Here is a 13,886-nt window from a genome sequence, read left to right as displayed (position 1 = left end):
AGACTTGTGGCTTCCTCGTAACATGGAAACGCGCACGGTCGAGCAGGTCGAAAGTTGGCAGTCCCGTTCGTTCGACGACGGGTTTGCCGGCCTGCGCGAACTCTCAGACGGGGAGTTCTCGGGGGCAGTCAGGGCCGGTGGCGCGTGGTTGTTCATGCTCAACGGGCGGATAATAGGCGTCTACGAGGGGAGTCTCGACGACTTCGAAGACGCCGACGGCACCGCCTACGCCGCGCCCCATCCGTCGCTACCGCTGCTGTTCAGTATGCAGGAGCAGGGTGGCGAGACGCAAGCAAAGTACTACACGAACAAGACGCCGCTGTCGGAGGTCGATTCCACCCTGACCAGCGGGAACTTCACGGGGTACGTCGAACTCAGCGAGAACGTCCTGAGCGGGGACTACTACGTGGCCTACTACGGCGGGCGCTCGATGAGCGTCGCGTTCGTCGGCCAGAGCGAACAGGTCGTGACCGGCGACGAGGCCTTCGAGCGCGCCAACGACGAAGTAGGTATCTACGAAGTTCGGGACGTAGACGTGGAAGTGACCGACGTTCCGGAACCCGACGAACCGGACGAGTCGCCCGGCGCGGCGACGGCCGGAGCGGATAGCACTCCCGGCGGTGCGGGTGGCGCATCAGGCGTGGGAACCGGCGCATCGGGCGCGTCAGGGAGCACGGTCGACGAATCGAACGTAGATTCCGGCGGTACCGGTGGACCGTCCGAGTCGTCCGCCACGAGAGGTGGCGTATCCGGCGGAGCGGGCGCGACGACCGGCGCGGGAGGGTCCGGGACCGGCGGAGTGACCGAGTCCGACCCGACGGGCGCGACGCCCTCCGAAGTCCCGTCGGCCGACTCCGGGTCGTCTCGGGACCGGTCGGTCTCGGAACGTCGCTCCGGGGCGGACGAGTCGGGCGCGGACCGTCCCCCCCGAGTCACCCGACCAGCGCGAATCCGCACCGGCCGAGACCGACTCCGGCGCACGCCAGACCGACCCCGAACCGACCGCGTCGGACGCAGAGGCACTCGACGCGCGGACGTCCGGGGTGCAAACTGGCGATTCCGACGCGGTGGCGACCGAGGCGGGCGCAGGCGTGACCGAGCAGTCGGGGGCTGGGACGAGTCCGGACGCGACCGGCGAGGCAGTGGACGCGCAATCGGAGTCCAGCGCCGACGCGGTCGACCCGACTCGACCGAGGGCGACGACGAGGCGGACGCCGCGAGCGCGTTCGAGGACGAGGAGGAGTGGCGCGAGACCACGACGATTCCGTCGCTGGACCCCGACCGGAGCGAGGGTCCCGACGATACCGCGAGCGCGTCGTCCGAGACGGCACTGTCAGCCGACGATACCTCGTCCCCGGGGCGCACAAGTTCTACGTCGGAGTCCCCGTCGTCCACGCAGTCCGGGTCCGAGGACGGAGCGAGCGCGACGCGAACGTCTGCGGGTGGGACCTCCGGCGGGTCCGGAGCGTCGTCGGGCCAGTCCACGCCGACGTCCGGGCCGGGCGCGTCGAGCACGTCGAGCGAACCGGCCGACGAGACCGGCGGGGAATCCCAAGCCCGCGTCCGCAAACTTCGGTCGCAACTCGAACAGCGCAAACAGCAGGTCGAGCAGCTGAAACAGCGACTCTCGAACGTCGAGTCCGAGCGCAACGAGTACAAGCGCGAGCGCGACGCCCTCCGCCAAGAGGTCGAGCGACTCGAAGCCAAACTGGAGACCACCGGCGGAACCGGGTCGGGGAGTACCAATCGACAACTCGACCGGTCGCAGGCGTTCGACGGAACCAACCTGTTCGTCCGCTACGAGTCGAAGGGGAAGGCAACGCTCGACGAGGCCGCGAACGACGCCGCCGACGCGAGCGACGTGAACGCGAACCTCAGACTCGAACACCACACTCAGTTCGAGGCCGACGACGTGGACGTGGACGGCGAGCCGTTCGAGGAGTTCCTGACGAGTTCGTTCGAGTATCAGTTCGCCTCGTGGGTCGTCGAGGAACTGCTGTACGAGATTCGAGACACCGGCCACCGAGCCAGTCTGAAGGACCTCTACGAGTCGATTCCCAAAATCGACCGGGTGGACCTCCACGGGTCGGTGAGCGCCGGCGGTGCCGACGACGACACCCGGCAGGAGTCGTTCGACGTCATCATGCGTGACCGGATGGGTAACCCGCTCGTCCTCGCCGACCTCAACGGGTCGCGCGACCCCACGACCGGCGAGATGATGGGGTCGCTCGTGGACGCCGCCACGGGCGTCGCGCAGGCCCACGACGAACTCTCCGGCGCGTTCCAAGTCACCGAGAGCTTCTTCGAACCCGAGGCTCTCGAAACGGCCGAGTCCGCGACTTCGGGCGGGTTCCTGAGTCGGGAAAAGAGAGAGAGCTTCGTAAAACTCTCCCGCAAGCGGGGATACCACCTCTGTCTCGTGGAATCACGGAGCGGTGGCTTCCACCTGAACGTTCCGGAACTCTAGTTTTCGGCTTCCGCGGTCTCGCTAATCTTCATTTCGGCCAGACTGGCCGAGATTTCGTCGATTTTGTCGTCGAGTTCGTCGACGAACTCTTGGGTGCGTTCGGTCGTGATGGCTCCCTGACTCGAGGGTTCGATGAGGTTCTCCTCTTCGAGGACGCGGAGGGAGTATCGGACCTTGTGGTGCGGGTAGCCGGTCTCGTTCGACATCTTCACGATGCCAATCGGTTCGCTCTCGATAACCATCTTGAGGACCTGCAGATGGCGCTCCAACATATCGACTTCTTTCTCAAGTCTATCTATCATGGCACGTGTTAACTTGTCTTAGAGACTTTTAAAAGTTGCTGTCCGTCCGGACCCGCCACACGACCGACCCGTCGCAGTCTGGTGCGAGTAGTTAACAGCTCTGGCGTCGAGTCATATAGCGTTGTCGGTCCGCAAGAAATTCGGATGTCCTCGATACTGTGGCTTTCCGCCGCCGAGCCACCATATCTATCCATGTACGTGCATAAATACGGGGAACGGACCGTAATCGGTTTACCGAATGGCCGACAACCGTTCCGCGTAATGACCGTAACCATCGTCGGTTCGCAACTCGGCGACGAGGGAAAAGGCGGCGTCGTGGACCTCTGGGGCGACGCCGTCGACGTGGTCGCCCGCTATCAGGGCGGGGACAACGCTGGCCACACCGTCGTCGAGGACGGCACCGAGTACAAACTCTCGCTCGTTCCGAGCGGTGCAGTCCGCGGGAAGGTCGGCGTCCTCGGCAACGGGTGCGTCGTCAATCCCGCGACGCTGTTCGAGGAGATAGACGACCTGCGAGAGCGGGGTCTCGACCCCGACGTGCGCGTGGCCCGGCGCGCGCACGTCATCTTCCCGTACCACCGCGTGCTCGACGGTATCGAGGAAGACGTCAAGAGCGAGTCCGACCAAGAGGTCGGGACGACGGGGCGGGGTATCGGCCCGACGTACGAGGACAAAGCGGGTCGGCGCGGCATCCGCGTCGGCGACCTGCTCGACCCCGAACTGCTCCGGGAGAAGTTGGAGTACGTCGTGCCGCAGAAACAGCGACTCGCCGAGGACGTGTTCGGCGTCGAGACGGGCGAAGAGTTCGACATCGCCAGTCTCTTCGAGGAGTACAAGCGCTACGGCGAGCGTCTGGCGGACGAGGACATGACCGTCGATTCCGGCGAGTTCCTCACCGACCGCATCGAGTCCGGCGACCAGTTGATGTTCGAGGGCGCGCAGGGCACCCTCATCGACATCGACCACGGGAACTACCCGTACGTCACGTCCTCGAACCCCACGGCGGGCGGGGCCGCCACCGGTACCGGTCTCAGCCCCGGCGTCGTCGGCGGCGGCGACATCGTCGGCATCGTCAAAGCGTACCTCACCCGCGTCGGAAGCGGTCCGCTCCCGACCGAACTCGGCGGCGTCGAGGGTGACACGCCCGGCTACGACGAGCAGGGCGAGGGCGAGAACGAGGAACTGGCCGAGTACATCCGCGAGGAGGGCGGCGAGTACGGGACCGTCACCGGTCGCCCGCGCCGCGTCGGATGGCTCGACGTGCCGATGCTTCGCCACTCCGCGCGCACCAACGGTTTCACGGGACTCGCCGTCAACCACATCGACGTGCTCTCGGGCCTCGACGAAGTGAAAGTCGCCCACAGCTACGACCTCGACGGTGAGGAGAGATACACCGTCCCCGCCACCACCGAGCGATGGGCCGAGTGCGAACCCAACTACCGCACGTTCGACGGGTGGGACGACGTCGATTGGAGCCGCATCGCCGAGGAGGGGTACGACGCGATTCCGGAGAACGCCCGGACGTACCTCGAGTACGTCAGCGACGAACTCGACGCCGCCATCTACGCGGTCGGCGTCGGACCGGGCCGCGAGGAGACCGTCGTGGTGGAGAACCCACTCGAATAACGACGGAGAGCGATTTTTCGCCTTCGAGATACCGACGGACGCGTTGGCGGTCAGGCTTAAGACCGTGTGGAGGCATACTGGTATCGAAGGCTAGTCGTAACGTGTCGTGCAAACCGGAGAGAGATGGCTACGCCGAACTCCACGACTACGCCTCTCGCGCACCTATGCGCAAAGTCGAACTCATCTACCTTCACGCGCTGCTCGCAAAGACCCACGATTACCTCGCGGCCCGCCACGACCTGCCGGAGAGGTTCGACGAGTACGAGACCGACGAAATCGGGCCGTACCAGATTCAGCGCCGGAAAGAGGACCACGAGTCGGCGACCCGACTGCTCGCCGAGCGACTCGCCGACGAAGTCGCTGACGACGAACGAGAACTCGAAGTTCCGGAACCGTGACGGACCTCCGCAGGTCGGTGGCCGTCGAACGCCCATCGGGCTTCGACGCCGCTCTTCGTGACGAACTACCACTGTGTCACCGGTGAGTACTTCGATGAAGCGGTTCCCGACCCGTCTGCCCACAGACACCCCGACATCGGGAACGATTACTCGTCACCGCTCGATGCAACCGTCAACTGTAACTGCGGTTAGAAGCCTTCGAGACCGCGGTAGTACAGGGGACTGAAGTCGAACATTGTCTCGTCACTTCCACTGCGTCCGGTCACGGCGAGCCATTCGAAATCCCGATTGGTTTAGATACGTAGTCCTGACCGCTACCGTCGAACCCGTCACGCTTTTGCCCCGCCCACTCACAGGCACTATCATGAAGCAGTCGCTGATGGACATCATCTGTTGTCCGCTGGACAAGCAGGAACTCGAACTCGACGCCACCGAAACCGACGACGAGGAGGTCATCACCGGGACGCTGACCTGCACCGAGTGCGGCGAGACCTACCCTATCGAGGACGGCATCCCCAACCTCCTGCCGCCGGACATGCGCGAGGTGGAGGCGTAGTTTTTTCTACCCTCGGTTAGAGGTGACGATAGCGTGCCAGACAGTCTCCCCGTCCGTCTCAACGACGACCGACTACACGACATTCAGACGCGGGCGTCGTTCGAGGCGACGGACTCGTTCCCGATTCTGTTACACAACGGCGACGCGCCGGTCCACGTCCACCTGCATCTGGATGACGCGCTCTCGTCGGTGGCGTCCATCCCGGCGAACAACCACTTCGTGGACGCCAACTCGACCCAGCAGGTGAACGTCGAAGTCGGGGACGGCCCCCGGCCGGTCGAGGGGCAGGTCAAGATAGTCACCGGACACGGTGCGGAGACTGACTACGTTACGGTCTCGATAGTCGAGTCCGAGGAAGGCGAGGACGCCGTGGACATCGACGAGACCCTCGCCGCCCCGGTTCGCGACGAGGGCGACGAGGACGCGGACGAGGGATACGAACTGTCCGACCTCTCGCTGGGTCGGAACGCGCCGGTCGCCGTTCTCGGTGTTCTCGCTATCACGGTGGCGGTGGGGTCGGCCACCCTCTCGGACAGCGTGGCGGTATTGGTCGGTGCGCTCGCCGTCCTCGGAAGCGTCGTGGCCGCTGGTTATCTTCTCCTGCGGTCGGGTGAGCGATAGGCCGACTGCTCTATCGAGGTACGGGTGCGTCGACCAGGGAGGCTATCGTATCGCTTTTGCCCGTCGCCTGCGTCGCTTCGCGCATGTCACTCGCCGAGGATGCCCGCGACGCGGTCCGGCGTCGGCCCTTCCTCTTCGCTTCACTCCGGGCGAATGTCGTCAACTACACCGCGGCGGCCCGCTTCCTGTCGGACGACGTGGACGGCGACGCCGAGTCGATAGCCACGGCGCTCCGGCGGTTCGCCGAGTCGCTCCCCGACTACGAGACGGCGGCCCGAACCGCCCACGTCTCGATGGAGAGCGGACTGGGTGAAACCGACGACCCGGACGACGCGTTGCTGGTGGTCGGCGGAACCGCGCTCGCTCCGGGCGAGGGGTCACTGACCGGGGTGGTCGCGTCGGGCGACGCGGACGCGAGCGCGCTTAGGCACGTCCTCGGGCGCTTGGACGCGGCGGGCGTCGGCGTCCGGGCGGCGGGCGTCGCGGACGACGCAATCGTCCTCGCGGTCGAGCGCCGCGACGGACCCGATACGGTTCGAGTCGTCGAGGACGCGCTGGACGCGGTTCCCGAGTCGGAGTGACTCGACGCCGGGGAGAGATTCGAACACGACGACAGCGGCGCGTAGTGTTTCTATCGACGCTTTAAAACGGTCGCTCCGGCTACTAGTCGGCAATGACGCTCCAAGTGACGAACACCCTCACCGGGGAGCCGGAACCGTTCGAACCGCAGGACCCCGACTCCGTCCTCCTCTACTACTGCGGACTCACGGTCTCGGACCTCGCCCACCTCGGGCACGCCCGGTCGTGGGTCCACGTCGACGTGATGCATCGGTGGCTCGAACACCTCGGCTACGACGTGCGCCACGTCGAGAACTTCACCGACGTGAACGAGAAAATCGTCGCGCGCGTCGGCGAGGAGGGACTGGGCGACAGCGAGAGCGAGGTGGCTCGCCACTTCGTCTCGGAGGTCATCGCGGACATGCGGTCGCTCAACCTCAAGCGCGCGGAGGTCTACCCTCGCGTCAGCGAACACGTCCCCGAGATAATCGACCTCGTGGAGACCCTCGTCGAGAAGGGGTACGCCTACGAGTCGAACGGGTCGGTCTACTTCGACGTGACCCAGTTCGAGGAGTACGGCAAACTCTCGAACCAGAACGTCGAGGAGATGGAAGCGCAGGGCGAGGAAGACGAACTGTCCGAGAAGCGCAACGCCGCCGACTTCGCACTCTGGAAGGCCGGCGAAGCGCATCCGGACGACGGCGAGTCGGGTGGCGAGACGTGGGACTCGCCGTGGGGCGAGGGCCGTCCGGGGTGGCACATCGAGTGCTCCGCGATGAGCATGAGCCACCTCGGCGAGACGCTCGACCTCCACGTCGGCGGGCAGGACCTCGTCTTCCCCCACCACGAGAACGAAATCGCCCAGAGCGAGGCCGCGACCGGCCAGCAGTTCGTCAACTACTGGCTCCACGTCCGCCTGCTGGAGACCGGCGGCGAGAAGATGTCCTCGTCGCTCCAGAACTACTTCACGGTCCGCAACGCCGTCTCGGAGTTCGGGGCCGACGCCATCCGGATGTTCCTGCTCTCGACCGCGTACAACAACCGCCAGACCTACAGCGAGGAGACGCTGGACGAGGCGGTCGAACGCTGGGAGCGACTGGCACGGGGCTACGAGCGAGCGGCCGAGGCCGCCGACAGCGCTGACGCCCGGACGAAAGTCGAGGACGCGGACCTGCGGGACGCCGTGGCCGCGACCCGCGAGGAGTTCGAGGCCGCGATGAACGACGACTTCAACACCCGCGAGGCCATCACGGCGCTGCTGGAACTCGTCAGCGCAGTCAACAAGCACGTCGATTCCCGCGAGGAGCACGACTACCGCGCGCTCCGGGACGCCGTCGAGACGTTCGAGACCTTCGGCGAGGACGTTCTCGGGTTGGCGCTGACGGGCGACGGCGAGGGGAACGTCGAACTGCTCGACGAAGTTGTGGAACTCGTCCTCGACCTTCGCGAACGCGAGCGCGAGTCGGGCAACTACGAACGGGCCGACGACCTCCGCGACGAACTCGAAGCGCTGGGCGTCGAAGTGCAGGACACCGACTCGGGACCCGAGTTCCGCGTCGAATAGTCCGGCGGCTGAGAGGGTCGGATTCTGACCGCAGAATACTGTCCGCTCGACTCCGCTCGGCTTTGGCAGTCGGACGCGTGCGGGCACTCGAAAGCGAGGAACGAGAGGCGAACTACGGAACTACCTGCTATCGTCGAGTTCTTCGTCCATCACGCCGGTCGTGACCACGACCTCGTCGTCGGTGATGCGTTCGATTTTGTCCTCGCGGAGTCGGTAGTCCTCGTCGTCCTCGTCGGCCCCGAGTCGCGCCATAATCTTCTCTGTCAGACTCGGATGCGGGTCGACGTAGGCGACGCCGTGTTCGGCCTCCACGACCTCACCGATTTGGTCGCCGTGGGCGTTGACGACCGGTTTGCCCTCGTCGCTCTCCTCGGGGATGACTCGAATCTCTTCGTCGGTCTCGATTTCCGTTTCGGTCTCGGTAACCGTTTCAGTCTCGACCTCCGTTTCCGTCTCGTACGCGTCGCGCTCGGCGAGGCCCGCCTCGATGTCCTCCTCCCGCACCATCTCGCGGTCGAGGAGTTCGCCCTCGACGACGTCGGTCGTGAGTCGGGTCCGGTCCGAGAGTTCGCGCTCGAATCGTCGCCGAGAGGTGAGATACGTGGTGAGGATGTCGTCGTCCGTGAACTCGCTCTCGATGTCGTAGGTCTCGGTATCGACAATCTCGCCCTCGTCCAGACCGGCGTCGAAGTCGATGACGTCGCTGTCCAGCAGCTGTCGGTGGACGGACTCCACGTCTATCCGGGCTTCGAGGTCCCGGGTCTCGACCTCGTCGGTCTCGGTGACGTCCACGTCGGTGATGCGCGTCTCGACGGTGTAGCGGTCGACGTCCTCCATCGTGACCGCCCAGTCCTCGCGGACCTCCACGGTGACGTCGAACGGATACTCGTCGTACCGTCCCGTCTCCATCGTCGTCACGTCGTCGCCGACGAACCGGTCGGTCCCGTACGTCCCGAGGTAGTCGAAGTCGGCCTCCTCGGTGGTGATGTCGCAGGTCTGGCACTCGCGGTCCATCAGGTCGACGTCCACCACGTTCCGCTCGATGGTCTCGCGGTCGACGACTTCGCTTTCGAGGGTGGCCTCCTCGACGATGGTCTCTTCGACGACCGTCGTCTCGGTGACGGTTCCGGTTATGGTCTCGCCCTCCATCAGTCGCTGTTCGGCCTCGTCGCGGTCGAACTCCTCGGACTCGGTCGTCACGCGTTCGAGCGCGTCGTCGCGGTGGGTCACCTCGAACAGTTGTCGGTCGCCTGCGTCGCCGTGATAGGTCACGACGCGGTCGCTTTCGTCTACCTCTCGGTGGAACGTCTCCCAGTCGAGACGCTCGTGTTCTCCCATCATCTCGTCTTCGGGGACGAGTCGTACCTCGTCGCCCTCGCGGACCGGTACTGCGTCGTGTTCGTCGGCCCACGTTTCTATCTCGTCGCGGTCTACTGTCATTCTCGAATTCGCCATAAGTACTCCCCCGTCTACAGTTGGAATCTCTTCGAGGTTAAGCAGAATGGCCGCGTGGTTCTGTCACCTCTGGCGGACAGCGTGAGTAACTCGGTTCGGATACAGAAACGAGCTATCTGTGCCTCTCGGGGACAGTAATTGGGCCTACATGTAACGCTCCGAGAACGGGGCCAGCAGACTCTTTGAACCCACGACCATACGACGACACGGGGGAGAAACGATGAGCAACCGCGACACTGACGCCGAATACGAGATGGACGAAGCGGTCGATAACGACATCGACCCGAATCCGCACGAACGCGGGAAGTGGCTCTCGGGCATCATCGCCCTGCTCGGGGCGTGGATGCTCGCGGAGGCCTTCCTGTTCGACGTCGTCGCGTCGCAGTTCTGGAACGACGTCATCGTCGGCGCACTCCTGCTCGCCGTGGGGGCGTACAACTACTCGCGACGCGGGAGCGACAAGGTCGGAAGTGTCGGTGCCGCAGCGATTGCCGCGCTCCTCGGACTGTGGCTCGTGGCGGCGCCGTTCCTGTTCGGTGCTGGCGGTGGGGCCACCGAGGCGGTCAACGACGCCGCGTTCTGGAACGACATCGTCGTGGGTCTCGTCGCGCTAGTCGTCGGTGCGTTCAGCGCGTACGCGGCACGCGACCAGAAGCAAGAGGCCCAGCGACTCGGACGCGGAACGTGATGCAGGTAGAATCACGCTCACACCGTCGTTCGTCCCGCGCTACCAGTTGGCGACTTTTTGCCGACGATACACCGCGATTTGATACAGCGTGAGTTTCACCGAGAACGCGACCATCAGTACGGCGAACAGACCGATGTAGCCGAGCGAACCCTCGTGGACGAACCCGTTTATCAACTGCAGTAGCGCGAACACCGGAAGCCCGAACGTGTAGATACCGGTCCGAACCGGGAACTCGCTCGCCATCTGCAAGAACACATCTTGGTCGTCTGACACTCCGTTTTTCACTGGTTCTCCCCCAATCACGTCTCGTTCACCGTCTTTCGAGGACGGGCTATAGTCTTTTTGGAGACCGCCGACGGAACGACTCGCCGGACGCCGACGGTGGGCGTGTCAGTTCCCGAACCAGACGTATCCCGAGTCCCTTGACAGGACCTGCCGGAAGCCACGAGGTTCATAACCCCTGCCCGTCAACTCGGCGAGTACATGGCACGCAGAGTAGTGGCTGGCGTTCTGGTCGCTGTACTCGTCGTCTCCAGCGGATGTACCGGTGTCCTCTCGGGACCGGTCACGTTCTCGGCGACGGAGGCGACGGTCAGCGACGCCGCCCTCGAAGAGACGGGGTACGAGCACAACAGCACCGAGAAGATGGAACTCTCCCGAACGGTCTCGGCGGCGGGCCAGAGCAAGGAGGTCGAAGTGACAAACTGGATTTCGGAGTACCACAAGACGGTCGGCCTCCCGGGCGTCGGCGAGCAGAAGGCCGCGGTCTTCGTCACGTTCTCCAGTCCGCAGGTCGAGGTCCTCGGCAAGTCGCTCAACCCGCTGGACAAGTACGACAACCGACAGTTGGCCCAGCAGTTCACTTCCCAACTGCGGAGCGTGAACAACGTCCGACAGGTCGGCGCACAGAACCGGACGATGCTCGGCAAATCGACGAGGGTGACGAAGTTCGAGGCCACCGTGACGACCGCCACGGGCGTCGAGTTCGACGCTTACGTCCACGTCACGAAGGTGAAACACGAGGGCGACTTCGTGGTCGCGCTCGCTGTCTACCCCCAGAAACTTCCCGGGCAGAGCGACGCGGTGTCGCGACTCCTGCGCGGCGTCCAGCACGGCGAGTAACGCGAGACCCCTCGCGCGGACCGTCTAACAACGCTTTTCTCGGTCCGGTGTCTCACTGAATCCTATGAATACCACGCTGGTGGCTGGCGTCGCGTTCACGGCCGCCGGACTGGTCGGCTATCTGGTCGGTCTCGCGGCGCAGTACCCGGGACGGGCCTTCTCGGTGACGAGCGTGATGGTCGGCATCACCCTGGTTGCCATCGGACGGGAGGGCGATTCGGCGTGACCGTCGAGGCGACCGTCTACACGACCGACGGGACCACGACCTACGCCGACCTGCAGGACGCCCGCGACGCGACCGGAACTACGTGGGTCAGAGCGTCCGACGCGACGGCCGACGAGATGGCAGCGGTCGCGTCGGTGTTCGACGTCCACTCGCTGTCGGTGGAGGACGTGCGCAACGGCGTCCGGCCGAAGACCGAGGAGTTCGACGACCACGTGTTCGTCCTGCTGAAGACGGCTACCCTGCGCCGGGGCGAGACCTCGTTCGAGGAGGAGATTCGCCAGCGGTCGGTCGGGTTCTTCGTCGGTGACGACTGGTTGGTCACGATGTCGATGGAGTCGGTTGACGCCGTCGAACGAATCTGGGAGATGGTGGTGCGCGAGGAAGGTCGCATCCTGCGACGCGGTCCCGACTTCACTGCATACCGGACCATCGACGGCATCGTGGACGCCTACTTCGACGTGCTGGACGAAATCGAGGACCAGATAGAGCGCGTCGAGGACGAGGTGACGACCTCGACCGACATCGAGACGCTGGAGACCATCAACAACGTCCGGCGGGAACTGCTCTCGTTCCGGAAACTGCTGTGGCCCACGCGCGAGGCCACCGGCTACCTCGCACGGGGGGACCCGGACCAGATTCAGGAGGACACCGAGAAGTACTACCGGGACGTGTACGACCACCTCGTCCAACTCGTGGACCTGACCGAGACGTACCGGGACCTCGCCAACGGTGCCCGCGACATCTACCTCAACACCCTCTCGCTCTCGACCAACGAGGTGATGAAGAAACTGACCGTCGTGGCGACCATCGTCCTCCCGCTGACCTTCGTGGTCGGCGTCTACGGGATGAACTTCGCCGACAGTCCCTACAACATGCCGGAACTCGGTTGGACCTACGGTTACCCCGCGGTCATGCTCGGGATGCTCGCGGTGACGGCGATTCTGGTTGCGTACTTCCGCGAGGAAGGTTACGTGTGAGCGACCGGTCTCAGTGTCGCTGGCCTTCCTTCGTCGAGACGAGGTCGACGTCGGTGAACTCGAACCGCGCGCCGCCGTCCGGGCCGTCCGTAATCGCGTACTCCCACCCGTACGTGTCGGCGAGTTCGGCGACGAACACCAGACCGAAGCCGATACCGTCCGTGGTGTACCCCGCTTCGAACACCTGCTCGCGCTCGGACTCGGGAATCCCGGGTCCGTCGTCCTCGACGTAGAATCCCGAGGGAAGTCCCCCGACGCGAACGGTGGCGCACCCGTCGGCGTGTTCGACCGCGTTCGTGAACAGATTCTCCAGAAGGTGACGGAGGTGGACGGGATTCACCACCAGCGTGTGGTCGGTCTCCACGACGAGGTCCGCGTTCGGAACGTCGAGGGCGGTCCACGCGTCCTCGGCCACCTCGGCGAGCGCCACCGACTCTCGGTCGATATCCGCGTCCGACCCTCGGGCGATGACGAGGATGATTTCGACCATCTCCTCGATGCGGGTGAGCGCCGTCGTGACCTGCTCGGCGGCGGTGCGGTCGCCCTCGGCGGTCTGCTGGAGGTATATCTGGGCGACTGCCAGCGGACTGCGAAGCTCGTGCGCGAGGAGGTTCGCGAAGTTGTCGAGGCGCTCGTTCTGGCGCTGGAGTTGGTCGCTCCGTTTCTGTAGTTCCTGTCGCTGTCGCTGGAGTTGCCGACGCTGCTCCTGCAGTCGGCGCTTGCGAGTCAACGCGCGAGCGTCGTACGCACCCACGAGGAAGCCACCGGCGCTCCCGAGCGCGGTGACGAACGTGAGCGACCAGCGCGGGTACGCGACGACGACGCCCGGTTCGAGCATGAGCAGTTCGATGAGAACGAGGACGGCACCGAACCCGGCGAGACACCAGCCGAAGATACGCGGATACGTGTCCGGGTCGATATCGGTCTCCGGTAGCCGATAACCGCCGTAGAGCAGAACGAGACCGGGAACGCCGACGAGTGCGAAATCGACGAGGGCGGTGAGAAGCGACGCTGGTCGAGCCAAGACGAAGAGCGCCCGAGCCGTCGCTATCACGACGTACAGACCCCCGAGCGCCGAGATGGTCCGGTTGCCCCCCAGCACCGAACGCCAGCTTCCCCCTGCCATAGCTTCGATATGCGTGATTGCGATTTAACTCGTTCGGACGATTCGGTCGTCACTCGAAGCACGTTCTCACTCTCGACGGCAGGCCCGACTGCCACGGACGACTGACGCTGCGCTCAAGCGGTACGAAGGTTGAAATGCGAAGCCGGGACCAACTCCGACCGGACGCCTCGCGCGGTCCCAGACAGATAGCCGGCGAGTCA

General features: G+C 64.8%; 15 protein-coding genes. 11 read left to right on the top strand and 4 right to left on the bottom strand.

The window, feature by feature from the left end; genetic code table 11:
* Positions 1-22 precede the first annotated feature (22 nt).
* On the top strand, positions 23-2,467 hold the full coding sequence (locus FXF75_RS09205; RefSeq protein WP_163521593.1) for a transcriptional regulator: 2,445 nt from the start codon (positions 23-25) through the stop codon (positions 2,465-2,467).
* On the opposite strand, the gene FXF75_RS09200 is transcribed toward FXF75_RS09205, so the two are convergent.
* Positions 2,464-2,769 (bottom strand): hypothetical protein, encoded by a 306-nt coding sequence (locus tag FXF75_RS09200; protein WP_163521592.1) that lies wholly within the window; start codon positions 2,767-2,769, stop codon positions 2,464-2,466. The two genes, FXF75_RS09205 and FXF75_RS09200, sit on opposite strands and share 4 nt — an antisense overlap.
* 261 nt (positions 2,770-3,030) lie before the next feature.
* Here FXF75_RS09200 and FXF75_RS09195 point away from each other — a divergent pair, with 261 nt between their 5' ends.
* The 6 genes from FXF75_RS09195 to cysS all read left to right on the top strand — a co-directional run bounded on the left by FXF75_RS09195 (position 3,031) and on the right by cysS (position 8,092).
* Complete coding sequence (locus tag FXF75_RS09195) at positions 3,031-4,395, top strand: adenylosuccinate synthase (protein WP_163521591.1); 1,365 nt, start codon at positions 3,031-3,033, stop codon at positions 4,393-4,395.
* Between the two features lie 164 nt (positions 4,396-4,559).
* Positions 4,560-4,793: a UPF0058 family protein gene (locus FXF75_RS09190; protein ID WP_163521590.1), complete on the top strand. Its 234-nt coding sequence runs from the start codon at positions 4,560-4,562 to the stop codon at positions 4,791-4,793.
* A gap of 364 nt (positions 4,794-5,157) precedes the next feature.
* Positions 5,158-5,349 carry a methytransferase partner Trm112 gene (locus FXF75_RS09185; protein WP_163521589.1) on the top strand — a complete coding sequence of 64 codons (192 nt, stop codon included), beginning with the start codon at positions 5,158-5,160 and terminating at the stop codon, positions 5,347-5,349.
* A gap of 33 nt (positions 5,350-5,382) precedes the next feature.
* Positions 5,383-5,970 (top strand): hypothetical protein, encoded by a 588-nt coding sequence (locus tag FXF75_RS09180; RefSeq protein ID WP_163521588.1) that lies wholly within the window; start codon positions 5,383-5,385, stop codon positions 5,968-5,970.
* Between the two features lie 83 nt (positions 5,971-6,053).
* On the top strand, positions 6,054-6,551 hold the full coding sequence (locus FXF75_RS09175; protein WP_163521587.1) for a hypothetical protein: 498 nt from the start codon (positions 6,054-6,056) through the stop codon (positions 6,549-6,551).
* Positions 6,552-6,643: 92 nt separating this feature from the next.
* Positions 6,644-8,092 carry a cysteine--tRNA ligase gene (gene cysS, locus FXF75_RS09170; protein ID WP_163521586.1) on the top strand — a complete coding sequence of 483 codons (1,449 nt, stop codon included), beginning with the start codon at positions 6,644-6,646 and terminating at the stop codon, positions 8,090-8,092.
* Between the two features lie 120 nt (positions 8,093-8,212).
* Here cysS and FXF75_RS09165 read toward each other — a convergent pair whose 3' ends face one another.
* Positions 8,213-9,532 (bottom strand): hypothetical protein, encoded by a 1,320-nt coding sequence (locus tag FXF75_RS09165; protein ID WP_163521585.1) that lies wholly within the window; start codon positions 9,530-9,532, stop codon positions 8,213-8,215.
* A 235-nt stretch (positions 9,533-9,767) separates the two neighbouring features.
* On the opposite strand from FXF75_RS09165, the gene FXF75_RS09160 reads away from it, so the two are divergent.
* Positions 9,768-10,235: a hypothetical protein gene (locus tag FXF75_RS09160; RefSeq protein WP_240334586.1), complete on the top strand. Its 468-nt coding sequence runs from the start codon at positions 9,768-9,770 to the stop codon at positions 10,233-10,235.
* Between the two features lie 39 nt (positions 10,236-10,274).
* On the opposite strand, the gene FXF75_RS09155 is transcribed toward FXF75_RS09160, so the two are convergent.
* A complete protein-coding gene (locus tag FXF75_RS09155; RefSeq protein ID WP_163521584.1) occupies positions 10,275-10,508 on the bottom strand; it encodes a hypothetical protein in 234 nt (77 codons plus the stop codon).
* A 210-nt stretch (positions 10,509-10,718) separates the two neighbouring features.
* Between FXF75_RS09155 and FXF75_RS09150 the strand changes: the two genes are divergently transcribed.
* From FXF75_RS09150 to corA, 3 genes are all read left to right on the top strand, one after another.
* On the top strand, positions 10,719-11,357 hold the full coding sequence (locus FXF75_RS09150) for a DUF6517 family protein (RefSeq protein ID WP_163521583.1): 639 nt from the start codon (positions 10,719-10,721) through the stop codon (positions 11,355-11,357).
* Positions 11,358-11,421: 64 nt separating this feature from the next.
* Positions 11,422-11,583 (top strand): hypothetical protein, encoded by a 162-nt coding sequence (locus tag FXF75_RS22065; protein ID WP_205427392.1) that lies wholly within the window; start codon positions 11,422-11,424, stop codon positions 11,581-11,583.
* Entirely contained in the window at positions 11,580-12,560 is a 981-nt protein-coding gene (gene corA, locus FXF75_RS09145) for a magnesium/cobalt transporter CorA (RefSeq protein WP_163521582.1), read from the top strand. The genes FXF75_RS22065 and corA overlap by 4 nt, the downstream gene beginning before the upstream one ends.
* A gap of 10 nt (positions 12,561-12,570) precedes the next feature.
* Here the strand turns inward: corA and FXF75_RS09140 are convergent, their stop codons facing one another.
* A complete protein-coding gene (locus tag FXF75_RS09140; RefSeq protein ID WP_163521581.1) occupies positions 12,571-13,686 on the bottom strand; it encodes a HAMP domain-containing sensor histidine kinase in 1,116 nt (371 codons plus the stop codon).
* Positions 13,687-13,886: the final 200 nt, after the last annotated feature.

Source organism: Halorussus sp. MSC15.2 (genome assembly GCF_010747475.1).
Taxonomy (GTDB): Archaea; Halobacteriota; Halobacteria; order Halobacteriales; family Haladaptataceae; genus Halorussus.
Note: the sequence above shows the minus strand (reverse complement) of the source record. Positions and strands in the feature narration are given on the sequence as shown.